We start from the raw sequence: 23,481 nt of genomic DNA on the forward strand, positions 1-23,481 counted from the left end.
ACCGCCCGCGGTGTTCGTGCGATCAGATCTGATCGCACGAACACCGCGGGCGGTGCGGTTTGCGGCCGCCCTCCCGGTTTGCGCTGCCGATTCGGAGGGCGGCCGCAAGCTCGCTCAGCCGGGCCTGGGGCGGCTCAGCTCGCGCGGCGGCCCGCGGCGGCGGCCCCGCGCGTACCGGCCGGGTGGCCGGTCGCATGGGTGGCGCCCGGTGGGCCGGTGCGGCGGACGCCTCCTTGGCCGTCCATCGGGGGGCGGTTCTGTTGCGGAACGTGTACCGGGGGAAGCGGACGGACGAGGCCCATCGCGATGACCTCGTTGGCCAGCCGGGTCCGGCGGTTGGCGCCCTCGGGGATGCGGAACTTCTGGTAGAGGCGCAGCAGGTGCTGCTTGACCGCGGCCTCGGTCACCACGAGGTCGGCGGCTATCTCGCGCGCGGTGGCGGGCGCGACGAAGGCCTCGTCCGAGAGGGCGGGGCGGCAGAGCGAGGTCAGTACGTCGACCTCGCGGCGGGTGAGTTCGGGAGCCACGGCACGCCGCAGCTCGACGTCGGGATCGACCTCCTCGCGGGGGATTCCCCCCATACGGCAGCGCGCCGTGCCGAAGCTCACGACGTCACCGTCCTCCAGTACGCGACGGGCGATCGGCCGGCCATTGACACGGGTGCCGTTCCGCGACAGGCCCATGTCGACCACGTATACGTACGGGCCGCGCCGAACGATCTCTGCGTGCAATCGGGACACACTCGGGTCCTCGAGGCGAATATCGACTCCTCGCCCTCGACCGACCGTCGTGACGTCGGGGCGCAGCGGCATCACCAGCCCGCTGTCCTCGATCCGCATGAACGGCCCCTCCACGGCAGTCCTCCCAGCTAGTTAGCGACCCCTGTCTGCCGGGTTACCCGGGCGCCCCCCGGTCACACCCTCCTACTGGCGAGTAGGGACTGTGACACAAGGCTTTTCGTGTCCATCGGGACACTTCGGATCCCCTCCGTAACGCCTCTGCCGTGAGTCGTTGCCGTCAGGAGCCCTCAGTAAGGGAGGAATGTGCGTCACGGGACGCGTCGTTCGGCTCCGCGGCGGGCTGCCGCTACCGTGGGAGGGAGATCCCGCGACCCGCAGAGCGAGGGCCATGAGCACGGAGTTGCACCGGCGCCGGCGGAAGGCGCCGAAGAGGCGCGGAGCCACGCCGCACTGGCTGGGCCAGCTGCCCTATGTGATCGTGCTGTGCGGGGTCGCGGGCGGACTGGTGTTGTGCTCGTTCAACTATTTCCGCAAGGGTTCGGCTCTCATCGCCGCCGCGGTGCTCTTCGGGGCCCTGGCGCGGCTGGTGCTTCCCCCGAGTCAGGTCGGGATGCTCGAGACCCGCAAGAAATGGGTGGACGTGGTCACCATGACGATCTTCGCGACGGCGATCGCCGTGGTGGCCTGGGTCGTTCCCGACTGACAAGTAACACCGGTCAGTAACAAAGTGTCCAGCACGTTTGGCGCCACCTCTTTGTCATGGGCCGATGAATCACCAGATATCTTGATATCGAGCAATGGCGCATCGTGAATAGAGGGAGTGTCCCGGGTGACCGACTCGACCATCATCTACACGCACACCGACGAGGCCCCGGCCCTCGCCACCTATTCGTTCCTGCCGATCATCCAGGCGTACGCGTCGACCGCCGGGGTCACGGTGGAGACCCGCGACATCTCGCTGGCGGGCCGCATCATCGCCGTCTTCCCCGAGTTCCTGGAGGAGGGCCAGCGCATCGACGACGCCCTCACCGAGCTCGGCCGGCTCTCCGAGACCCCGGACGCCAACATCATCAAGCTGCCGAACGTCTCCGCCTCGATGCCGCAGCTGAAGGCCGCGATCGCCGAGCTGCAGTCCCAGGGGTACGCGCTGCCGGACTACCCCGACGACCCGCAGACCGAGGAGGAGCGCGACATCCGCGCCCGCTACGACAAGGTCAAGGGCAGCGCGGTCAACCCGGTGCTCCGCCAGGGCAACTCCGACCGCCGGGCGCCCGCGTCGGTCAAGGCGTACGCGCGCAACCACCCGCACCGCATGGGGGCCTGGACGACGGAGTCCAAGACCAACGTCGCGACGATGACCGGTGACGACTTCCGTTCCACCGAGACCTCCGCCGTGGTCGCCGCCGACGGCTCCCTGCGCATCGAGCTCGACACGCCCAACGGCGGCGTGACCGTGCTGCGCGAGTCGGTGCCCGTGCTCGCCGGCGAGGTGGTCGACGCGTCGGTGATGCGAGTATCCGAGCTCAACACGTTCCTCAGCGCCCAGGTGGCCCGTGCCAAGGCCGAGGGCGTGCTGTTCTCGGTGCACCTCAAGGCGACCATGATGAAGGTCTCCGACCCGATCATCTTCGGTCACGTGGTCCGCGCGTTCTTCCCCAGGACCTTCGAGGAGCACGGCGCCACCCTCACCGCGGCGGGGCTGTCCCCCAACGACGGCCTCGGCGCCATCCTCGCCGGCCTCGACGACCTCCCCGAGGGCGCCGCGATCAAGGCCTCCTTCGAGGCCGAGCTGGCCGAGGGTCCCGAGCTCGCCATGGTCGACTCCGACCGCGGCATCACCAACCTGCACGTGCCGAGCGACGTGATCGTTGACGCCTCGATGCCGGCGATGATCCGTACCTCCGGCCACATGTGGGGCCCGGACGGGGAGGAGGCCGACACCCTGGCCGTCATCCCCGACTCCAGCTACGCCGGCCTCTACCAGGCCGTCATCGACGACTGCCGGGCCAACGGCGCCTACGACCCGGCCACCATGGGCTCGGTGCCCAACGTCGGCCTGATGGCGCAGAAGGCCGAGGAGTACGGCAGCCACGACAAGACCTTCGAGATCCCCGCCGACGGCACCGTCCGCGTCGTCGACGAGGCCGGTCAGGTCGTCCTGGAGCAGCCGGTCTCGGCCGGCGACATCTTTCGGATGTGCCAGACCAAGGACGCGCCCATCCGCGACTGGGTCAAGCTGGCCGTGGGCCGCGCCCGCGCCACCGGCGACCCGGCCGTGTTCTGGCTCGACGAGAGCCGCGCCCACGACGCCCAGCTGATCGAGAAGGTCAGGGCGTACCTGCCCGAGCACGACACCGAGGGCCTGCGGATCGAGATCCTGGCGCCGGTCGAGGCGACCAAGCTCTCGCTGGAGCGCATCCGCCGCGGCGAGAACACCATCTCGGTCACCGGCAACGTGCTGCGCGACTACCTCACCGACCTCTTCCCGATCCTGGAGCTGGGCACCAGCGCCAAGATGCTCTCGATCGTCCCGCTGATGGCGGGCGGCGGCCTGTTCGAGACCGGCGCCGGCGGTTCCGCGCCCAAGCACGTGCAGCAGCTGGTCAAGGAGAACTACCTCCGCTGGGACAGCCTCGGCGAGTTCTTCGCGCTGGCCGCCAGCTTCGAGCACTTGGCCACGTCCACGGGCAACGCTCGGGCGCAGATCCTCGCCGACACCTTGGATCGTGCCACCGCCACCTTCCTCAACGAGAACAAGTCGCCGACCCGCCGCCTCGGCGGGATCGACAACCGCGGCAGCCACTTCTACCTCGCGCTCTACTGGGCGCAGGAGCTGGCCGCGCAGACCGACGACGCCGAGCTGGCCGCGGCGCTGGCCCCGCTGGCCGCGAGCCTCGCCGAGCAGGAGCAGACCATCGTCGACGAGCTGCTCGCCGTTCAGGGCGCGCCGGTCGACCTGGGCGGCTACTACCAGCCCGACCCGGCCAAGGCTGAGGCGGTCATGCGGCCGTCGGAGACCTTCAACAAGGCCCTCGCGATCCTCGCCTGACCCTTGCCCGGCCCTCGCGCGGGCACCTGACGTCGGAGGCGGTCCCGGTGATCCGGGGCCGCCTCCCGCGTTCCGTGCGATCACCCGGGGACGCGGGCGGCGGGCGCCATGCCGGTCGGCGCACCTGGGGGATGTGGCACGTCGGCCGCGCGATAGCCTGGCAGCTGGAAATATCTCGACAACGAGAGAAACCTCGCGGCGGCTCCGATTTCGGATCTCGAACCCGACCGCCTGAAGGACGGCCGCCTGAGCCCCTCAGGCCACAGCAGGAGATGAAGAAGGCAATGGCTCGCACCCCAGTCAACGTCACCGTCACCGGCGCCGCCGGCCAGATCGGCTACGCGCTGCTGTTCCGCGTCGCGTCCGGTCAGCTCCTCGGCGCGGACACGCCCGTACGCCTGCGCCTGCTGGAGATTCCGCAGGCGGTCAAGGCCGCCGAGGGCACCGCCATGGAGCTGGACGACTGCGCGTTCCCGCTGCTCGACGGCATCGACATCTTCGACGACGCCACCCAGGCGTTCGCGGGCGCCAACGTCGGCCTGCTCGTCGGCGCCCGCCCGCGCACCAAGGGCATGGAGCGCGGCGACCTGCTCGAGGCCAACGGCGGCATCTTCAAGCCGCAGGGCGAGGCGATCAACGCCGGCGCCGCGGACGACATCAAGATCCTCGTCGTGGGCAACCCGGCCAACACCAACGCCCTCATCGCCCAGCAGCACGCGCCGGACGTCCCGGCCGAGCGCTTCACCGCGATGACCCGCCTCGACCACAACCGCGCGCTGGCGCAGCTGTCGAAGAAGGCCGGCGTCTCGGTCTCCGACATCAGGAAGCTGACCATCTGGGGCAACCACTCGGCCACCCAGTACCCGGACCTCTTCCACGCCGAGATCGCCGGCAAGAACGCCGCCGAGACCGTCAACGACCAGGCCTGGCTGGAGAACGACTTCATCCCGACCGTGGCCAAGCGCGGCGCCGCGATCATCGAGGCCCGGGGCGCGTCCTCGGCGGCCTCCGCCGCCTCGGCGGCGATCGACCACGTGCACACCTGGGTCAACGGCACCGCGGACGGTGACTGGACCTCCATGGCGGTCGTCTCCGACGGCTCCTACGGCGTGCCCGAGGGCCTCATCTCGTCCTTCCCGGTCACCACGGCGAACGGCACCTGGCAGATCGTCCAGGGCCTGGAGATCGACGACTTCTCCCGCGCCCGCATCGACGCCTCCGTCGGCGAGCTGGCCGAGGAGCGCGACGCGGTCCGCAAGCTGGGCCTCATCTGATCGCACCGGATCTGATCGCACCGGATCTGATCGCACCGGATCTGATCGCACCGGTCGCCACGAGCCCCGGGTCGCACGACGGCCCGGGGCTCGCGCCGTAATTGCCGGGGATGTCCTGCATGGAGTCGATAAGGTGACTGGTCAGCCACGGGGGCCAATGTCGGAGGGCGAGCGGGTGGAGCAGGCGTTTCAAGTCGATCTTCGTGGCGTGGTGGATCTGCTCAGCCGCCATCTCTACTCCAGCCCCCGGGTCTACCTGCGCGAACTCCTGCAGAACGCGGTCGACGCCATCACGGCGCGCGGCGAGGGACCCGGCACGGTCACGATCGAGACCGGGGACGGGCTGCTGTGCGTCCACGACGACGGGATCGGCCTCACCGAGGACGAGGTGCACCGGCTGCTCGCCACCATCGGCCGCTCGTCCAAGCGCGACGAGCTGGGCTTCGCCCGCCACGACTTCCTCGGCCAGTTCGGGATCGGCCTGCTGTCGGCGTTCCTCGTCGCGGACGAGATCGAGGTCGTGACCCGGTCCGCCAGGGGCGGCCCGGACGCCCGGACCGTCCGCTGGACCGGCTTCGCCGACGGCCGCTACCGCGTCGAGATCCCGGGCCGGGACGACGACGGCTCCGGGGGAGACCCCGCCGCCGGACGCGAGACGCCCGGCACGTCGGTCACGCTGCGGCCCCGTCCGGGCTCGGCCGACCTGCTCGCCCCGGCCACCGTCGCCGAGCTGGCCCGCGCGTACGGCTCGCTGCTGCCGACCGCGCTCACCGTGGACGGCACGCCGATCACCGGCGACGGCCCGCCGTGGCGGGCCGCCCACCCCGATCCGGCGCGCCGCCGCCGCGCGCTCGACGCCTACTGCCGGGAGCTGTACGGGTTCGAGCCGTACGACGTCATCGACCTCGACGTGCCCGAGGCGGGCCTCACCGGCGTCGCGTTCGTCCTGCCGCAGGCGGTCACGCCGAGCGCCCGGAGCGCGCATCGGGTCTACCTCAAGCGGATGTTGCTGGCCGAGAGCGTGGACGGCCTGCTGCCCGAGTGGGCGTTCTTCGTCCGCTGCGTCGTCGACGCGGGCGAGCTGCGGCCGACCGCGAGCCGCGAGGCGCTGTACGAGGACGAGCTGCTGGAGTCGACCCGGCACGCGCTCGGCGAGCAGCTGCGGCAGTGGCTGGTCCGGCTGTCGGAGACCGACCCGGCGCGGCTGCGCGGCTTCCTGCGGCTGCACCAGCTCGGCGTGAAGGCGATGGCCCTGCACGACGACGACATGCTCCGCATCGTCGACCGGTGGCTGGAGTTCGAGACCTCGGCCGGGCCGATGACACTGGCCGAGTTCCGCACGCGCCACTCCGCCGTCCGCTACACCACGAGCGTCGAGGAGTTCCGGCGCCTGTCGGCCGTCTCGTCCGCGCAGGGCGTCGGCCTGGTGAACGGCGGCTACGTCCACGACACCGAGATCATCGAACGGCTGCCCGGCATCGACCCCGACGCCGCGGTGCGCCGGCTGGACCCGGCCGAGCTCACCACCCACTTCGGCGTGGTCGACCCGGCCGCCGAGCTGGCGCTGCGGCCGTTCCTGGCCGCCGCGCAGCGCGCCGTCGACCGGCTCGGCTGCGAGGTCGTGCTCCGCGACTTCGACCCCGCGTCGCTGCCCGCGCTCTACCTGACCAGCCGCGCCGCGCGGCACCAGGCGGAGCTGGAGGAGGCCCGCGAGCTGGCCGACGACCTCTGGAACGACGTGCTCGGCGCGATGAACAGCGAGGTCGAACGGGACCGCCCGCAGCTGGTCCTCAACCACCGCAACCCGCTCACGCGCCGCGTCACCGCCCTGGCCGAGGACGGTCTCGTCGAGCTGGCCGTCCAGGCGCTGTACGGGCAGGCGCTGCTGCTCGGCCACCATCCGCTGCGCGCCGCCGACACCGCCGTCCTCAACCGTTCCTTCATCGGCCTGCTCGACTGGGCCGTCCATGACCCGGGGGCGGCTGACCGGTGACCGGAATGGAGCGCAGCGGAATGCGGGTCGTCGGTCAGCCGGCTTTTGCCGGGGAGGTCTGGGGGGTCGTCCTCCTGGAGGGGGCACAGTGAGCGTTGACGATGTCTATGACCTGATGGCGCGTGCGGGGGAGCTCCCTTACGGGGAGGCGCGGACGGTCCTGGTGGAGGACGCGCTCAGGCAGGCCGAGGCCGCGGCCGAGCCGGAGCTGGCGTTCCGGGTGCGCATGGAGCTGACCACCGCGTACCAGTACGGCGGCGAGCCGGCCAAGGCGTTCACCACGTTCAGCCGCTGCCTGTCCGAGCACGACCGCGAGCCCGGCCGGTACGGCGAGGAGCACCGCCTGCTCTGGCACTTCAAGTGGATGGTGAACTCGCTCACCCTGTTCCCGGAGATCCCGCTCGACCGCACGCACGCCGTCCTCGACGACATGGAGCGGCGCTACCGGCTCGGCGGGCACAGCCTCCAGGCGGTCTTCCACTACCGGCACGTGGTGGCCCGCCACGTCGGCGACGCCGCGGGGGCCGACGAGTGGTACGCGCGCTGGCGCGCCGCGCCGCGCGACGACCTGGCGGACTGCGCGGGGTGCGACCCGACGGGCATGGTGCACCACCTGGCCGTGCTCGGACGGGACGAGGAGGCGCTGGCGATCGCCGCGCCGGTGCTGAGCGCCGAGCTCAACTGCACCGAGCAGCCGCAGGGCATCCTGACCGCGCTGCTGCCGGTCTACCTGCGGTCGGGACGGCTGGACGAGGCGCGCGACGCGCACCGCCGCGCCTACCGGATCATGCGTTCCACCATCGCGGACTTCGCCGACGTCGCCGAGCACGTCGAGTTCTGCGCGCGGACCGGCAACGAGGCCCGCGGGCTGGAGATCGTCCAGCGGCATCTGGGGTGGCTCGACCGTGCGCCCAGCCCGCATTCGGCGATGCGCTTCGCGGCGTCCGCGGCGCTGCTCCTGCGGCGGCTGGAGGAGGCGGGCGCCGGTGCGGAGGTCACCCTCCGCCGCCCCGCGCACGCCGACCGCCCGGCCGCCGAGGTGACCGCCGCCGAACTGCGCGCCGACCTGGAAAGGGCGGCGACCGAGCTCGGGGCGCGGTTCGACGCCCGCAACGGCACGTCCCGGCAGGGTGACCGGGTCCGCGAGATCCTCGCCGCGGAGCCGCTCGTCGATCATCTGCCGCTGACCGCGCACGACCGCCGCCCGCCCCGGGCGACCGCCGCCGAGGCCGTCGCCCAGGCCGGTGGCGCGACCGAGGCCGGACGGAGCCGCCCGGTCGCCGACCACGGCGCCGACGACGACCTGGACGTGCTCCTGGACGCGGCCGACGACCATTGGACGGAGCAGGACGTCGCGTCGGCCTCCGCCGCCTGGCGGCGCTTCGACGAGGTGGCCGAGGCGACCGGCGCGGAGCTCACCACGGCCCAGCGGGCGCGGCGCGGCGACGGCCGCGGCCTCGAACTGTTCATGAACGGCGACCCCGAGGCGGGCCTGGCGGAGTGGCGCCGGGCCGCCGAGCTGTACGCGGAGGCGGGCGACACCGTCCTCCAGCACTCGGTCCTCAGCCGGATCGGCGGCCTCCTCGCCGGGCTCGGCCAGGCCGAGGAGGGGCTGACGCTGCTGACGGAGGCCGTGGCCTTCCTCGACGAGCACGCGCCCGGCACCCGGCGTGCCCGGTCGGCGCGGCTGCGGCTGAGCGGCCACCACCTGGAGTCGGGCCGCCCGGACGAGGCGATCGTGGTGCTGGCGGGCCTGGAGGCGACCGAGCCGCGCGAGATCGGCGACCTGGAGCTGCACCGGGCCCAGGCGCTGGCCCGGATCGGCCGCCACGAGGAGGCGGTCGCGGCCGTCCGGCAGGCGCTCGAGGCGCTGCGCACGCTCGACGACCCGGACGCGCGCGGCCAGGCGGCCTTCCTGCTCGGCCAGCTGCTGTCGCACGCCTCCGGCGGGCCCGAGGTCGTGGCCGAGGCGCTCGCCGCGTTCGACGAGACCCTGGCGCACGCCGGGCAGCCCAGGCTGCGCCTGGCCGCGCACGCCGAGCGCGGCACGCTGCTGCTGTCGGCCGAACGCGCCGCGGACGCCGTGCCCGACCTGGTCGAGGCGGTGGCCGGGATGACCGCGGCCGGCGCGCACGCCCCGGCCGCCCACGCGCGGGTGGAGCTCGCCGCCGCCTACTACACGACCGGGCGCCACTTCGAGGCCGCCGAGGTGGCCGAGGAGGCGATCCCGGTGCTCGCGCGGGACGACGACCCGATGCCCCACCGCCGGGTTCGCTTCATCCTCGCCCACTCCCAGCGCGAGCTGGGCGAGGCGCAGGCCGCCGAGACGTTCGCCGAGCTGGCCGGTGAGGAGGACCACCCCGGCGCCGCCGGTCAGCTGCTGGAGACGGCCGCCGAGCTGCTCACCGCGCTCGACAAGGACGCGCTGGCGGCGGACCGGTTCGCCGAGTCGGCCGCGTCGTTCGCCGCCGCCGAGGACGTCTACGGAGTGGTGCGGACCCGCCGCCGCGGCGCGTTGTGCCTGCTGTGGGCGGGCCGCGGGGACGAGGCGGTGGAGGAGATGTCCCGGGCCAGGGCCGCGCTGGCGGAGCTGCCGGGCGACGGAGCCGACGAGCAGGCCGCCCGCACCTGGGAGACGTCGATGGTCGCCTACGACGAGGCGCGCCTGCTGGCCAACCTCTCGCGCTACGACGAGGCGCTGCGCAGCGTCGGCGAGGCCATCGCGGGCTACACCGCGCTGGGCGAGAACGAGGCCGCCGAGGCGGCCGCCCGCCTCCAGGAGAGCATCAACGACGAGCTCTCCTGACCGCAAAACTCTCCTGACCTGCGAATTCGGCGTGTCAGCCACGATCGATGACACACCGCGTCCAATAGACTCCACTCCGTACACAACAGCAGAGTCGCAGTCGGAGTGGATCTTCCATGCGTCGGGTTCTGGTCGCGCACGGCTCAGCCGGCGCCGCCCTGTTGATCGCGGCCGCCCCCGTCCAGGCCGCCGAACGGACGCCGCCCCCCAGGGCCGACCTGCGCGTCGATCTGACCGGGCCGGAGCGCCGGGTGAAGGCCGGCGACGTCGTCGGTTACCGGGTGCGGCTCCGCAACGCCGGGCCGTCGGCGGCCGGGAGGGCGGTGACCACGATCCGGCTCCCCCGGGGGCTCGCCGTCGTCGCCGTCTCCGACCCCGGCTGCCGCGACCGGGGCCGTGTCCTCCGGTGCCGCACGGCGGCGCTCGCCGCCGGGATGTCGCGCACCCTCCACATCCAGGGGATCGTGAAGCCGGCCGCCCGTGGCGTTCACCGTGCGCGCGCCCGGGTGACCATCACCGGCGCCGTCACTGACCCCGACCTCCACGACAACGCGTCGGTCCTGATCACACGGGTGATGCCGAGCACCGACCTCGCGGTGCGGCTGATCGTGCCGCGCCGGGTTCGCCCGCGCGGTTCGTTCCTGCTCGCCGCGGCCGTCGTCAACCGCGGGCCGCGGGCGGCGCGCGGTGTCACGCTCCACCTGGGCGCGCACGGCGCCCGCATGGCCGTGTCACGGCGTTGCCGGTCGACCGGCGAGCGGGACGGCGGCCACTTCCTGCGGTGCTCGCTCGGCAGGCTGGCGGTCGGTGATCAGCGCACGTTCTACGTGCCGGTGCGCGCGACGGCCGAGCGGGGGACCGCCCAGAGCTTCGCCGTGACCGTCTCGACCGCGCTCGGTGACCGAAGCCCGGCCGACAACACCGCCATCGCGCGGGTACGCGTCACCCGCGGCGGCTGAGACCGCGCCGCCCGTGGCCGCGGCGGCTGAGACCGCGCCGCCTGGAGCCGTGCCGGGTCCGGTCGCGCCGCGACTCAGCTGACGCGGTGGGCGCCGCGCGCCGGGGCCGGCGCCGAGATCACCGGGGCCGTCCAGCCGCGCGCCGCGTAGGCGCCGGTGATCGCGTCGCGGACCGCCGCGGCCCGGTCGGCGGCGACCAGCACGATCACCGAGCCGCCGAACCCGCCGCCGATCATGCGACCGCCCCGGGCGCCGGTCCGCAGCGCCTCCTCGACGGCCACGTCGGCCTCCGGCCACGACACCTCGTACTGGTCGCGCAACGAGAGGTGGGAGGCCGTCAGCATCGATCCCAGCTCCGCGACGGCCCCGGCGCGCAGCAGCCCGGCGGCGGCCTCGACCCGGTGGTTCTCGGTGACGACGTGCTGGACGCGGCGGCGCAGCACCGGATCGGCCAGCGACCCGAGCGCCGCCGCCAGGTCCTTCACGTCGCGCAGGGCGGGCACGCCCAGCAGCCGGGCGGCCTCCTCGCACTCGGCCCGCCGCCGCGCGTACTCGCCGTCGCCCAGGGCGTGCTCGGCGCGCGTGTCGACGACCAGCAGGGTCAGCCCGGCCGCGCCCGGCGCGAACGGCACCTGCCCGGACAGGCCCGAACGGCAGTCGAGGAGCAGCGCGTGGCCGTCCTCGCACAGCAGCGAGGCCGACTGGTCCATGATCCCGCAGGGCACGCCCACGTAGTCGTTCTCGGCCCGCTGGGCCAGCGCGGCCAGCTCCCGGCGGCCGATCTCGACGCCGTACAGCTCGCACAGGGCCAGGGCCGTCGCGCACTCCAGCGCGGCCGAGGACGACAGCCCCGCCCCCGCGGGCAGGTCGGAGTCGATCAGCAGCGAGGCCCCGCGGACGCCGTGCTCGCGCAGCAACGCCGCGACGCCCGCCGGGTAGGCCGCCCAGCCCGGCACCCGGTCGCCGGGCCGGACCTCCACGCCCTCGTCGGCGGCCTGGAGCGACCGGACGTGCAGGACGTCGTCGTCGCGGCGCGCGGCGGCCACCGAGACGCCGAGGCCGATGGCGAAGGGCAGCACGAGGCCGTCGTTGTAGTCGGTGTGCTCACCGATCAGGTTGATCCGGCCGGGCGCGTGCCAGACGCCCTCGGGCGCCCGCCGGTAGGCCTCTTCGAAGGCGGCCGCGGGGTTCACCGGGTGGTCTTGATGAAGGTCCACGCGTCGGTGACCATCGTGCGCAGGTCGCGTTCCGGCTTCCAGCCGAGCGCGGACTGGATCTTGTCGGAGGAGGCCACCAGCACCGCCGGGTCGCCGGCCCGGCGCGGGCCGACCACGGCCGGGATCGCATGCCCGGTCACCTCGCGGCAGACCTCGACGACCTCGCTGACCGAGTAGCCGCTGCCGCTGCCCAGGTTGAAGATCTTGTGCTCGCCCGGGGCGCCGTCCGCGCCCGGCGCGCAGGCGTCCAGCGCCAGCAGGTGCGCCACGCCCAGGTCGACCACGTGCACGTAGTCGCGGACGCAGGTGCCGTCCGGCGTCGGGTAGTCCTCGCCGAACACGTTGACCGACTCGCGCTGACCCAGCGCGACCTTGAGGACGTTGGGGATCAGGTGGGTCTCGACGGTGTGGCGCTCGCCGAACGTCCCGTGCGCCCCGGCCACGTTGAAGTAGCGCAGCGAGACCCCGCCGATGCCGAACAGCCGCGCGTACTCCGCCAGCGCGGTGTCGATCGCCAGCTTGGACGCGCCGTACGGGTTGGTCGGCCGGGTCGGGTCGGTCTCCAGGATCGGCGTCGACTCCGGCTCGCCGTAGGTGGCCGCGGTCGACGAGAAGACGATCTTCGATACGCCGGTCCGGCGCATCGCGTCCAGCAGCGCCAGCGACTCGCCGAGGTTCTTGTCCCAGTAGAGCCCGGGCTTCTCCACCGACTCGCCGACCAGCGACTTGGCCGCGAAGTGCAGCACCGCGTCGAACCCGGCGCCGTCGAGGATCCCGAAGGCCTCGTCGCGCAGCGTCCCCTCGACCAGGGTGGCGCCCTCGGGTACCGCGTCCCCGTGCCCGGTGGACAGGTCGTCCAGCACGACGACCTCGTGGCCGGCCTCCAGGAGCAGCGCGGTGACGACGCTGCCGATGTATCCGGCACCTCCGGTGACGAGCAGCTTCACGGGCGGGTCCTCCTGGAAATTGGGCTCTGGGCGCGGCGGGAATGTCGGTCCAGGCTATCCGTAAGGCCAACCCGGAAAGGCTGAACGAATGGACCTCACGCGGCAGGTCGCGCCGCGCCGGCCCCCTCGGCGGGTCGCGCGGCCGCTGGTCTGGCTGTTGTCGAAGTCGACCGACCTCGCCGTGCGGCTGGGCGGCGGCGACCCCGAGGCGCTGCGCGAGGAGATCACCGCCGAGCGCATGCGCGCCATGGTGGCGAAGAACACCCAGCTCACCGCCGAGGAACGGGCACTGATCGAGGAGGTCTTCGCGGCCGGGGAACGCCCGCTGCGCGAGGTCCTGGTGCCGCGGACCGAGGTGGAGTTCCTGGACGCGGCGCTGCCGCTGGCGGCCGCCGCGCGCGTCGCGGCGGTCAGCCCGCACTCGCGGTTCCCGGTCTGCCGCGTCTCGCACGACGAGGTGATCGGCTTCGTGCACATCCGCGACCTGCTCGTGCCGGAGGTCGCCGACCGGTCCGTGCCGGTGGGCGAGCTGGTCAGGCCGGTGCTCTACCTGCCGCCGTCCCGCCTGGTGCTGCCGGTGCTGTCGGAGATGCGGCGTGAGGGGCACCATCTGGCGATCGTGATGGACGAGTACGGCGGGACGCTGGGGATCGTCACTCTCGAAGACCTGGTCGAGGAGCTCATCGGCGACATCCGCGATGAATATGATGTGAAGGACGCGCAGGCGCGCCGCCTGCACGGCGGGGTGGTCGAGGTGGACGGCCTGCTCAACCTGGACGACTTCGCCGCCGAGACCGGCATCCGGCTTCCCGCCGGGCCGTACGAGACCGTCGCCGGGCACATCATGGCGGCCCTCGGGCGGGTGCCCGCCCAGGGCGACTGGGTGGAGGCCGCCGGCAGCCGTCTCGCGGTCGCCCGCATGGACGGGCGGCGGGTCGAGCGGGTCCGCGTCAGTCCGAACACCCCCGCCCGCGGGGGCGTCCCATCGGAGGGGGAGAGCGGAGACGGCTCCGCCCCAGCCACCGACGACGCCGCCTCGAGCGAGGCCTGAGAGAATCGGTCCGTGCACATGTCCGAAGCGCCCCAGCAGCCCACCGCCGCGCAGCCCAGCGCGCAGCCCGGCACGCAGTCCAGCACGCGGTCCAGCGCCGAGCGGCCCGCCGCCGCGCAGTCCGCGCCGCGCGTGCTGTCCGGGATCCAGCCCACCGCCGACTCGTTCCACCTCGGCAACTACCTGGGCGCGGTCCGGCAGTGGGTCGCGCTGCAGGAGAGCCACGACGCGTTCTACTGCGTCGTCGACCTGCACGCGATCACGGTCCAGCACGACCCGGAGGCGCTGCGCCGCCGCTCCAAGGTCGCGGCCGCCCAGCTGCTGGCCATGGGCCTCGACCCCGAGCGGTGCACGCTGTTCCTGCAGAGCCACGTGCCCGAGCACGCCGAGCTGGCGTGGGTGCTGGGCTGCATCACCGGCTTCGGCGAGGCCGGCCGGATGACGCAGTTCAAGGACAAGTCGGCCAAGCAGGGCACCGCCGCCACCACCGTCGGCCTGTTCACCTACCCGGTGCTGATGGCCGCCGACATCCTGCTCTACACCCCGGACGTCGTCCAGGGCGGGCAGGAGCTCCAGGTCCCCGTCGGCGAGGACCAGCGGCAGCACCTGGAGCTGACCCGGACGCTCGCGCAGCGCTTCAACCAGCGGTTCGGCGAGACGTTCGTGATCCCGGAGGCCTTCATCCCCAAGGCCGCCGCCAAGATCACCGACCTCCAGGAGCCGACGGCCAAGATGAGCAAGTCGGCCTCGTCCCCGCAGGGCATCATCGACGTCCTGGAGGACCCCGGCCCGATGCGCAAAAAGATCATGCGCGCGGTCACCGACACCGGCTCCGAGGTGAGGTTCGACGAGGCGGAGAAGGCCGGCGTGTCCAACCTGCTGCGCATCTTCGGCGCGCTGGAGGGCACCGAGATCGGCGACCTCGAACGGCGCTACGAGGGCGCGGGCTACGGCCAGTTCAAGAAGGACCTCGCCCAGGTCGTCCTCGACACGTTCGAGCCGATCCGCGAGCGCACCCAGAAGCTGCTGAGCGACGAGGACGAGCTCGACCGCATCCTCGCGCGCGGCGCCTCCCGGGCCGGCGCGGTCGCGGCGCGCACCATGGAGGTCGTGCGCGATCGAGTGGGATTCGTGGGACGTGGCCGCTAGGCCCCCGTCGTCTTCGGCCGTCCCGCACGGGGGCGGCGCGCCGGCGCCCGTCCGGGACGGCGCCCGGACGATCGGGGTGGCCATCCCGATCCCCGAGCCCTACGGCTCGGAGCTGCAGCGCCGGCGGGAGTCGTTCGGCGACCCGCTGGCCGCGGCGATCCCCACCCACATCACGCTGCTGCCGCCGACCGAGGTCGCCGCCGGCGGTCTCGCCGTCATCGAGGAGCACCTGCGGACGATCGCCCGGGCCGAGCGCGGCTTCCGCATCCTGCTGCGCGGCACCGGCACGTTCCGGCCGCTGTCGCCCGTGGTGTTCGTCGCGGTCGCCGACGGCATCGCCGGATGCGAACGGGTGCAGCGGCAGGTGTTGTCGGGGCCGCTCGGCCGCGACCTCGACTTCCCCTACCACCCGCACGTCACCGTCGCCCACCACCTTCACGACGAGGCCTTGGACCGTGCCTTCAAGGAGCTGGCGGCCTACGAGGCCGAGTTCGAGGTGGGGGGCTTCGCGCTCTACGAGCACGGAGCGGACGGCGTCTGGCGTCCCCGGCGCCACTTCGTCTTCGGCGCGGCGCCGTCCCGGTGACCTGCCCCTGCACAAAGTGATCACCTGACTGCGCATCGAATCGATGCCAAGGGGTACGTGCTGTGCATGCGCCAGGTGATCGCCCGGGTGCGGCGGTTCTTCGACCACGTGCAGGACACGAGCAAGGAGCGGCTCGGCGGGCTGCGGTCCCGCTGGGCCGCGTTCGACCACGTCGCCCGCGCCTACGAGCGCTACCAGGACCGGCGCGGCGACCGGCTGGCCGCCGCCCTCACCTGCTACGGCTTCCTGTCGTTCTTCCCGCTGCTGGCGCTCGCCTACGCGCTGCTCGGCTACGTGGTGAAGTTCAGCGAGAAGGCGCGCGACTACTTCGTCGAGGCGGTCAACTCGCTGCTGCCGGGGCTGTCCGACCAGCTGCAGCTGGAGCAGATCGTCAACTCCAAGACCGCGGTCGGGCTGATCGGCCTGGTCGGCCTGCTGTTCACCGGTCTGGGCTGGGTGTCGGTGCTGCGCGAGTCGCTCCGCGACATCTGGGGCAACGACCCGGCCGGTGACACCAACTTCATCCTCAAGAAGGTCTACGACGCCGCCGTCCTGCTGTTCCTGGGCATCACGCTGATCCTCTCGGTGGCGGTGTCGACCGTCGCCAACCGCGCCACGCACACCGTGCTCGGCTGGATCGGGATGGAGGAGGTCACGGGCGCGGGCACGGCGCTGCGGCTGCTGTCGCTGGCCATCGCGGTCGCGTTCAACACGCTGATCTTCCTGGTGCTGTTCTCCCGGCTGTCGGGCACGCGCGCCCCGTGGCGCCGCATCATCAGGGGCGCGCTGATCGGCGCCGTCGGGCTCGAGGTGCTCAAGCAGACCGCCTCGCTGCTGCTGTCGCGCACCACCGAGAACCCGTTGTACGCCTCGTTCGCGGTGCTCGTCGGGCTGATGGTGTGGATCAACATCACGTCCCGGTTCATGCTCGTCGTCGCCGCCTGGACCGCCACCCGCAGCGTCGTCCTGGACGCCGACGAGCAGGCGCCGGACGAGCCCGAGCCTGGAGGCCCCGAGCCGGACGGCGGCCCCGGCGCCGCCGACGGCGACACGAGCCGGGACAAGAAGCAGGAGCAGGGACAGGCGGCCTGACGGGCCGCGGGCCAGGGCCGGGCGGGTCAGGGCCGGCGCGGATCAGGGCCGGGCGGGCCGGGACACCGACGGGTCAGGACCAGAAGGCGTCGTCGGCGTACTGGTCCTCGGCGAGGGTGCGGATCTCGGTGATCAGCCCGTGGTCGAGGCTGAAGACGTCGACCGCGCGCGAGTCGAGCACCCGGCCGGGGCGTTCGGCGTACGTCTGGACCAGCGCGACGCCGTGCCCGTCGTCGGCCATGACCGCGTAGGGCTCGGTGCGGAACGTGCCGCCGGACAGCTCGAAGAGCCGGACGTAGAACCCGAGGATCTCCTCAGGGGTGCGGTATTCGCCGCAGAGCGGCCCGCGTCCCGGCACTCGATGGACCACGTCATCGGCCAGGACGCCGCGGATGAAGTCCATGTCTCCCTTGGCGAAGGCGGTGTAGCCGTCGCGCAGCAGGGTCACGTTGGGGTGTTCGGAGGTCGGTGGCGCATAGGAACGGCGATATGACACGACGCTTCCTCCCTGGGCGCCGGTCCGCCGTCCAGCCTGCGGCGCTGCTGACCGGCGTCATCCGCGAGGGTAGCCCCGAGATCCGGGCACGGCCAGTGAGGGAAGCCTTACTGCGCCCCTACCTGCGCCGTGTCGTCACCGGCTCTGATCGTCGTAGTGCGGCGGGTATTCCTCGAGCGTCTCCGACGGGAGGTGGCCGTGCGGGAAGCCGGGCCCGCCGGCGTCGCCAGGACGGCCCGAGCCGCCGGCGGTGGGGGTGGCGTGCGCGGGCGCCTCGTGGCGGCGGCGCCGCAGCACGAACGCCAGGACGCCCGCGGCCAAAACCGCGCCGGCCGCGCCGCCCCCGATCACGGCCCAGTCGCCGCCGGAGTCGTCGCCCGGGAGCACGTTCACGGCGGGGAGCCCCTTGGGACCCGTCTTGGGCGTGGGCTTGGGGGACGGGTCGCCCGGCGCCACGAGGGTGCCGACCGGCTTGACCTTGCCACGCGCCTTGAAGCCCCAGTCGAGCAGCTGCTTGGCGTAGACCGACGGCGGCATGTCGGCGCGCATCAGCGAGATGATGATCGTGTGCCCGCCGCGGCGGGCGGCGGCCACGAAGGTCTGCCGCGCGTTCTCGGTGTAGCCGTTCTTGCCGCCGATCATCCCCGCGTACTCGTTCCGCTGGCCGTCCAGCATGCGGTTGTGCGTGTGGATCGGGTATCCGCCGGTCTTCTTGCCCTTCTTGCGCTGCGCCTTGGTGGGCGGCGCCGGGAACCAGTGGTCGATCTTCTGCGTGTAGCTGCGGAACGCCGGGTTCTTCAGGCCCTCGCGCAGGATCAGCGCCAGGTCGTACGCGGAGGTGTGCTGGGTCTTGACGGTGAGGCCGAGGTCCTTGTCGAGACCGTTCGGCGAGCCGGCCAGCGTGTCGCGGGCGTTGATGCGCCGCGCCTCGGCGTTCATGTCGGCGAGCGTCTTGGCCATGCCGCCGTTGGCCTCGGAGAGGGCCACCGCCGAGTCGTTGGCCGACATCATCATGAGCGCGTAGAACAGGTCGGACACCTTGTACTGCATCTTCGGCGTCATGCCGACCTTGGTGCCCTCGACGTCGCAGGCCTTCTGGCTCGGCCGCACCATCCTGTCGGGGTCGAGCCTGCCGACGAGCGCCAGCGTGGTGAGGGTCTTGAGGGAGCTGGCGGGCAGGTAGTGGCCGTGCGGGTCCTTCGCCGCCAGCACCTCGCCGGTGTCGCCGTCGGCGATGAGCCACGACGAGGCCTTGATCCGCGGCGCCCCGGCCACGCCCGCCTGCGGGTTGAGCACCACCCCGCGGCCGCCCAGCTGCGGTCCGCCCACGGGGTCGGCGGCCAGGTTCGTCTCGCTCGCCGAGGACGTCGACGCGATCCGGGACGCGGTCGCGGCGGCCGCGCTCGCGGCGGCGGCGGGGCCGGCGGGAACGGCGATGACGGACGCCGTGACGAACGGCACGGTGAGCGCGGCGGCGGCGCGGCGACGTCCGCCCATGATTGGTGTGCTCATGATTCCCCGAAGACTAGGCGACAGGTCCCGCGATCGGTACTTGTGCGCGACGTGTCGGACCGGTGTGACGGACGGTCACGATGAGGCACATGTCCCTGGGGGAGCACTGTCACAATGGGTGACCAGTGCACTTTTGGGGCGGGTGGAACTAGTTCGTTCGGGTGGGGCCCAGTCGGGTGGAAGTGACCGAAAAGGGTGACAGGCCGTGATCGGTCGCCGCCCGTACGAGTCAAATGATCCGCAAAGGGCATGGACCCCGGCAGGTGCCGGGCACAGCGCGCCATGATGGAGGGAAACGCCGACCTGGCCCGGCGTTTGTCCAGGCTTAGGGACCCGCTGGCTGAATTGCGCCACGTGCCACGCATCGACCTGCAAAGATTGTGGACGGAGGTTGGCCGTGGCCATTGACTTCAACCCATCCCGCGGAGCGACGCTGGGCGTGGAGTGGGAACTTCAGCTCGTCGACGCGGAGACGATGCACCTTCGGCAGGACGCGCGCGAGGTGCTGGCCGCGCTGCCGTCACTCAGCGAGGGCGGCGACAACCCCAAGATCCGACATGAGCTGATGGAGTCCACCGTCGAGATCGTGACCGATATCAGTCACACCGTCGGCGAGGCGAAGGCCGATCTGGCGGCCACGATCGCCGAGCTGCGCACGGCCGCCGCCGCGCGCGGCATCGCGCTGGCCTGCCAGGGCACCCATCCCATCAGCGACTGGCGCGACGCGGTCATGGCGCCGATCCAGCGCTACGCGGAGCTGATCGAGCAGATGCAGTGGCTCGCCCGGCGGATCCAGACGTTCGGCGTCCACGTCCATGTGGGTGTGCGCAACGTCGACAAGGCGATCCCGATCGTCAACGCGCTCTCCGCGTACCTTCCGCACTTCCTCGCCCTCACCGCCTCCAGCCCGTTCTGGAGCGGCAGCGACACCGGCCTGGCGTCCAGCCGTGCCGTCGTCTTCGGCCAGCTGCCGACGGCCGGTCCACCCCACTTGCTGGACGACTGGGCGGCGTTCGAGGATTACATGGACACCTTGCTGCGCGCCGGCACCATCCGGAGCATCAAGGAGGTGTGGTGGGACATCCGCCCGCATCCCGACTTCGGCACGATCGAGATCAGGATGTTCGACGGCATCCCCACCATGCGGGAGCTCGGCATGGCCGCCGCGCTCTGCCAGAGCCTGGTCACCCTGTTCGACCAGCAGCTCGACCGCGGTTACACACTGCCGCGCCCGGCCGCCTGGGTGGTCCGCGACAACAAGTGGCGCGCCACCCGCTATGGCCTCGACGCCACCGTCATTACCGATGACACTGGAAGCACCGCCCCGCTGCGCGATGATCTCTACGAGCTGATCCGCGAGCTGGAGCCGGTCGCCGACCGCCTCGGCTGCGCGGAGGAGCTGAAGGTGGCCGGGGAGGTCCTCGAACACGGGGCACCGTACGAACGCCAGCGCGCGATCCGCGCCGAGGGCGGCACTTTGGAGCAGGTGGTCGGCGCCGCGATCACGGAATTCGCAGAGGACAGATTTGTCACCCTGGGGGAGGTAGCACATGTCGGGACCTGAGGAACCCTCCGGCGACCCGAAAACCCCCCGCGAAATTCCGGCCGACGGCACGGAATCCACGACGGAACCCACCAACGAACAGACCATGGGGCGGAGGCCGTTCGGCTCCGCCATGGCGCAGGGGGCGCACATGACACAACCGGGACCCGGGGTGATGCCCGGCCTTGAACCACCGACCGCCCCAGGGGCGGCGGCCGTCACGCTGGGCGGGGAAGCGCTGCAGTTGCAGCTCGACTCCTTCCTGGCCGGGCACGAGGACGACCTCACCCTCTTCCGGCGTGATCTGCACATGCACCCGGAGCTGGGATACGCCGAGCACCGCACCACCCAGCGGATCGTCGAGCGGCTGACCGCCGCCGGGCTCCGCCCGCAGGTGCTGCCGCGCGGTACCGGCCTGTTCTGCGACATCGGCCCGGAGGACGGCCCCACGGTCGCCCTGCGCGCCGACATCGACGCCCTGCCGCTGCAGGACGAGAAGGACGTCCCGTACCGCTCCACGGTGCCGGGCGTCGCGCACTCCTGCGGCCACGACGTGCACACCGCGATGGTGCTGGGCGCGGGCCTCTTCCTGGCCCAGCAGGCCGCGGCCGGCCTGCTGCCGGGCCGGGTCCGGCTGCTCTTCCAGCCCGCCGAGGAGACCCCCGGCGGCGCCCTGGACGTGATGGCGGCCGGCGGCATCTGCGGCGTCGACCGGGTGTTCGCGCTGCACTGCGACCCGCGCATCGAGGTGGGCCAGCTGGGCCTGCGCACCGGGCCGATCACCGCGGCCTGCGACAAGGTCTACGTCAAGGTCACCGGCCCCGGCGGCCACACCGCCCGGCCGCACCTCACCGCCGACCTGGTCTACGCGCTCGCCAAGATCGTCACCGAGCTGCCGGCGGCGTTGTCCCGCCGGGTCGACCCGCGGTCCAGCCTGTCGCTGGTCTGGGGCCGCGTCTCGGCCGGTTCGGTCGCCAACGCGATCCCCGACGACGGCATCGCCGAGGGCACCGTGCGCTGCCTGGACGACGAGGCCTGGCACCGGGCGCCGGAGATGATGAAGTCGCTGCTCCAGTCGGTGGCCGCGGCCTACGACGTCGAGGCCTCGCTCGAGTACGTCCGCGGCGTCCCGCCCACGGTCAACGAGGCGACCAGCGTCCAGATGTTCCGCGACGCGTCCGCCGAGGTGCTGGGCGAGGAGGCCGCCGTGCCGACCCCGCAGAGCCTCGGCGGCGAGGACTTCGGCTGGTACCTGGAGTCGATTCCGGGTGCGCTGGCCCGTCTGGGCGTTCGCACCCCGGGCTCGGTCGGCGAGTACGACCTGCACCGCGGCGACTTCGACGTGGACGAGAGCTGCATCGGCGTCGGCATCCGCGTCCTGTCCGCCACCGCGCTCACCGCCCTCTGGGACGGCGGCCGTTCCGGCGACACCGAGCCGATGGAGGGCGCCGCGCTCGCCTGATCGAGATGATCACCCCGCACCCGGGACCGGCCGAGGTCGCCCAACCACTTCCGGCATCCTCTGGTGTCCGGGCATGATCGTCGATGAGCGCGCACGACACGCCCGTGGCCCGGCCGAGCTTCCCTCGGCCGGGCCACGGGCGTTCCGGGACGTGGGTCAGGGGTGGGGGCGGACCTGGGTCCGGGGGACGGGCGGGACGTGGGTCCGGGAGTGGCCCGGCACCTGCGCGGAAGGTGGTTAACGATCATGAAATCTGTCATGATCGAATTCCGTTTCACGGCTGTGACCTGTGGCGATATGTGTACGCGTTGGTAACGACCGCATTGCGAAACGGTGCACGTGGGATGTTTTGGTCTACGTGCGAGGTAGCGTCCAGTCGATTTGAGTGGCCGGTTTTGGCCGCAATGCCTGGGTGGGGAATGGAAGGAGCGCTACCTTGCGCCGTGGACTGAAGATTTCGCTCGTCACGCTGACGGGCGCAGCGCTCACGCTGAGCGCCTCCGCGTGCGGTGGCAAGAAGGCCGAGACGGGCGGTGGCAGCAGTGGCGGCGAGAAGAAGACCGTCAAGGTCGGCCTCGCCTACGACATCGGCGGCCGGGGAGACAAGTCCTTCAACGACGCCGCGTACGCCGGGCTCGAGAAGGTCAAGTCGAACCTGAACCTCGACATCAAGGACATCGAGGCCACCAAGGGTGAGAGCGACAACGACAAGGTGCAGCGGCTCGACCTGCTGGCCAAGTCGGGTTACAACCCGGTGATCGCGGTGGGCTTCGCCTACGCGGGCCCGCTGGGCAAGGTGGCCAAGAACCACCCGAACACCAAGTTCGCCATCGTCGACGACAGCTCGATCAAGGCCCCGAACGTGGCCAACCTGGTCTTCGCCGAGGAGCAGGGCTCCTTCCTGGTCGGCGCCGCCGCGGCGCTGAAGTCCAAGACCGGCAAGATCGGCTTCATCGGCGGCGTCGACACGCCGCTGATCAAGAAGTTCGAGGCGGGTTACGTCGCGGGCGCCAAGAACGTCAAGCCGGACGTGAAGATCGACATCAAGTACATCTCGCGCGGCACCGACTTCTCCGGCTTCACCGACCCGGCCAAGGGCAAGACGATCGCCGAGGGTCAGTACGACGCCGACGCCGACGTCGTCTACCACGCCGCCGGCCTGTCGGGCGTGGGCCTCTTCCAGGCCGCCGCGGCCAAGAAGAAGTACGCCATCGGCGTGGACTCCGACCAGTACCTCACGGCCGAGGCCGCGCAGAAGCCGTTCATCGTCACCTCGATGCTCAAGCGCGTCGACACCGCGGTGTACAACTTCGTGGAGGGCGCCAGCAAGGGCGCGGCGCAGTCCGGTCCGGTGACCTTCGACCTCAAGAACGAGGGCATCGCCTACTCGACGGCCAACGCCGCCGAGATCAAGGACCTGCAGGCCAAGCTGGACGAGCTGAAGCAGCAGATCATCGACGGAAAGATCACCGTTCCCACCAAGTGACGGTACCGGTCCGCCGCGTCCGGCCCGGGAGGATGACCCGTGCGGTCACCCGACCGGGCCGGACGTGCGCGGTCGGTCCTCCGGGGCCGCCGGCCCCTCCGACACTGCGTAGGAGAGCA

The 23,481-nt window shown here is 72.1% G+C and carries 18 protein-coding genes; 13 read left to right on the forward strand and 5 right to left on the reverse strand.

Features of this window, described 5'->3' with window-relative positions; genetic code table 11:
* Window positions 1–134 precede the first annotated feature (134 nt).
* A complete protein-coding gene (locus ABZ810_RS36715; protein WP_358411194.1) occupies window positions 135–854 on the reverse strand; it encodes an FHA domain-containing protein in 720 nt (239 codons plus the stop codon).
* Between the two features lie 274 nt (window positions 855–1,128).
* On the opposite strand from ABZ810_RS36715, the gene ABZ810_RS36720 reads away from it, so the two are divergent.
* From ABZ810_RS36720 to ABZ810_RS36745, 6 genes are all read left to right on the forward strand, one after another.
* On the forward strand, window positions 1,129–1,443 hold the full coding sequence (locus tag ABZ810_RS36720) for a DUF3017 domain-containing protein (protein ID WP_358411196.1): 315 nt from the start codon (window positions 1,129–1,131) through the stop codon (window positions 1,441–1,443).
* A 126-nt stretch (window positions 1,444–1,569) separates the two neighbouring features.
* A complete protein-coding gene (locus ABZ810_RS36725) occupies window positions 1,570–3,789 on the forward strand; it encodes an NADP-dependent isocitrate dehydrogenase (RefSeq protein WP_358411198.1) in 2,220 nt (739 codons plus the stop codon).
* 284 nt (window positions 3,790–4,073) lie between these two features.
* Window positions 4,074–5,063 (forward strand): malate dehydrogenase, encoded by a 990-nt coding sequence (locus tag ABZ810_RS36730; protein ID WP_358411199.1) that lies wholly within the window; start codon window positions 4,074–4,076, stop codon window positions 5,061–5,063.
* A 157-nt stretch (window positions 5,064–5,220) separates the two neighbouring features.
* The gene (locus tag ABZ810_RS36735) at window positions 5,221–7,056 is read left to right on the forward strand and encodes an HSP90 family protein (protein ID WP_358411201.1); all 1,836 of its coding nucleotides are present in this window, start codon (window positions 5,221–5,223) and stop codon (window positions 7,054–7,056) included.
* Window positions 7,057–7,144: 88 nt separating this feature from the next.
* Window positions 7,145–9,862 (forward strand): hypothetical protein, encoded by a 2,718-nt coding sequence (locus ABZ810_RS36740; protein ID WP_358411203.1) that lies wholly within the window; start codon window positions 7,145–7,147, stop codon window positions 9,860–9,862.
* Window positions 9,863–9,978: 116 nt separating this feature from the next.
* A complete protein-coding gene (locus tag ABZ810_RS36745) occupies window positions 9,979–10,821 on the forward strand; it encodes a hypothetical protein (RefSeq protein WP_358411205.1) in 843 nt (280 codons plus the stop codon).
* A gap of 74 nt (window positions 10,822–10,895) precedes the next feature.
* Here ABZ810_RS36745 and galK read toward each other — a convergent pair whose 3' ends face one another.
* Complete coding sequence (gene galK, locus ABZ810_RS36750) at window positions 10,896–12,014, reverse strand: galactokinase (RefSeq protein WP_358411521.1); 1,119 nt, start codon at window positions 12,012–12,014, stop codon at window positions 10,896–10,898.
* Window positions 12,011–12,985 carry a UDP-glucose 4-epimerase GalE gene (gene galE / locus ABZ810_RS36755; protein ID WP_358411207.1) on the reverse strand — a complete coding sequence of 325 codons (975 nt, stop codon included), beginning with the start codon at window positions 12,983–12,985 and terminating at the stop codon, window positions 12,011–12,013. The genes galK and galE overlap by 4 nt, the downstream gene beginning before the upstream one ends.
* An 88-nt stretch (window positions 12,986–13,073) precedes the next feature.
* On the opposite strand from galE, the gene ABZ810_RS36760 reads away from it, so the two are divergent.
* The 4 genes from ABZ810_RS36760 (at window position 13,074) to ABZ810_RS36775 (ending at window position 16,863) form a co-directional block, all read left to right on the forward strand.
* Window positions 13,074–14,036: a hemolysin family protein gene (locus tag ABZ810_RS36760; protein ID WP_358411208.1), complete on the forward strand. Its 963-nt coding sequence runs from the start codon at window positions 13,074–13,076 to the stop codon at window positions 14,034–14,036.
* Between the two features lie 12 nt (window positions 14,037–14,048).
* A complete protein-coding gene (gene trpS / locus ABZ810_RS36765; protein WP_358411209.1) occupies window positions 14,049–15,185 on the forward strand; it encodes a tryptophan--tRNA ligase in 1,137 nt (378 codons plus the stop codon).
* Window positions 15,175–15,771 carry a 2'-5' RNA ligase family protein gene (locus ABZ810_RS36770; protein WP_358411211.1) on the forward strand — a complete coding sequence of 199 codons (597 nt, stop codon included), beginning with the start codon at window positions 15,175–15,177 and terminating at the stop codon, window positions 15,769–15,771. The genes trpS and ABZ810_RS36770 overlap by 11 nt, the downstream gene beginning before the upstream one ends.
* Before the next feature lie 66 nt (window positions 15,772–15,837).
* The gene (locus ABZ810_RS36775; protein ID WP_358411214.1) at window positions 15,838–16,863 is read left to right on the forward strand and encodes a YhjD/YihY/BrkB family envelope integrity protein; all 1,026 of its coding nucleotides are present in this window, start codon (window positions 15,838–15,840) and stop codon (window positions 16,861–16,863) included.
* A 73-nt stretch (window positions 16,864–16,936) separates the two neighbouring features.
* Here the strand turns inward: ABZ810_RS36775 and ABZ810_RS36780 are convergent, their stop codons facing one another.
* On the reverse strand, window positions 16,937–17,359 hold the full coding sequence (locus ABZ810_RS36780) for a nuclear transport factor 2 family protein (protein WP_358411215.1): 423 nt from the start codon (window positions 17,357–17,359) through the stop codon (window positions 16,937–16,939).
* Window positions 17,360–17,494: 135 nt separating this feature from the next.
* Window positions 17,495–18,871 (reverse strand): D-alanyl-D-alanine carboxypeptidase, encoded by a 1,377-nt coding sequence (locus tag ABZ810_RS36785; RefSeq protein WP_358411218.1) that lies wholly within the window; start codon window positions 18,869–18,871, stop codon window positions 17,495–17,497.
* Between the two features lie 397 nt (window positions 18,872–19,268).
* On the opposite strand from ABZ810_RS36785, the gene ABZ810_RS36790 reads away from it, so the two are divergent.
* From ABZ810_RS36790 to ABZ810_RS36800, 3 genes are all read left to right on the forward strand, one after another.
* Window positions 19,269–20,435 carry a glutamate--cysteine ligase gene (locus ABZ810_RS36790; protein WP_358411220.1) on the forward strand — a complete coding sequence of 389 codons (1,167 nt, stop codon included), beginning with the start codon at window positions 19,269–19,271 and terminating at the stop codon, window positions 20,433–20,435.
* Between the two features lie 130 nt (window positions 20,436–20,565).
* Window positions 20,566–21,876 carry a M20 family metallopeptidase gene (locus ABZ810_RS36795; RefSeq protein ID WP_358411221.1) on the forward strand — a complete coding sequence of 437 codons (1,311 nt, stop codon included), beginning with the start codon at window positions 20,566–20,568 and terminating at the stop codon, window positions 21,874–21,876.
* A 436-nt stretch (window positions 21,877–22,312) separates the two neighbouring features.
* Window positions 22,313–23,362, forward strand: coding sequence for a BMP family ABC transporter substrate-binding protein (locus ABZ810_RS36800; RefSeq protein ID WP_358411223.1), 1,050 nt, complete (start codon window positions 22,313–22,315; stop codon window positions 23,360–23,362).
* The last annotated feature ends 119 nt before the right edge of the window (window positions 23,363–23,481 follow it).

This window comes from Spirillospora sp. NPDC047279, from assembly GCF_040643285.1.
In the GTDB taxonomy this organism is placed as follows: domain Bacteria; phylum Actinomycetota; class Actinomycetes; order Streptosporangiales; family Streptosporangiaceae; genus Spirillospora.

Bases quoted from the DNA above. Each gene is read 5' to 3' on its own strand.
- ABZ810_RS36720 (WP_358411196.1), top strand. From the start codon at position 1,129: ATGAGCACGGAGTTGCACCGGCGCCGGCGGAAGGCGCCGAAGAGGCGC.
- ABZ810_RS36730 (WP_358411199.1), top strand. From the start codon at position 4,074: ATGGCTCGCACCCCAGTCAACGTCACCGTCACCGGCGCCGCCGGCCAG.
- ABZ810_RS36735 (WP_358411201.1), top strand. From the start codon at position 5,221: ATGTCGGAGGGCGAGCGGGTGGAGCAGGCGTTTCAAGTCGATCTTCGT.
- ABZ810_RS36745 (WP_358411205.1), top strand. From the start codon at position 9,979: ATGCGTCGGGTTCTGGTCGCGCACGGCTCAGCCGGCGCCGCCCTGTTG.
- ABZ810_RS36760 (WP_358411208.1), top strand. From the start codon at position 13,074: ATGGACCTCACGCGGCAGGTCGCGCCGCGCCGGCCCCCTCGGCGGGTC.
- ABZ810_RS36775 (WP_358411214.1), top strand. From the start codon at position 15,838: ATGCGCCAGGTGATCGCCCGGGTGCGGCGGTTCTTCGACCACGTGCAG.
- ABZ810_RS36785 (WP_358411218.1), bottom strand. From the start codon at position 18,871: ATGAGCACACCAATCATGGGCGGACGTCGCCGCGCCGCCGCCGCGCTC.
- ABZ810_RS36795 (WP_358411221.1), top strand. From the start codon at position 20,566: ATGACACAACCGGGACCCGGGGTGATGCCCGGCCTTGAACCACCGACC.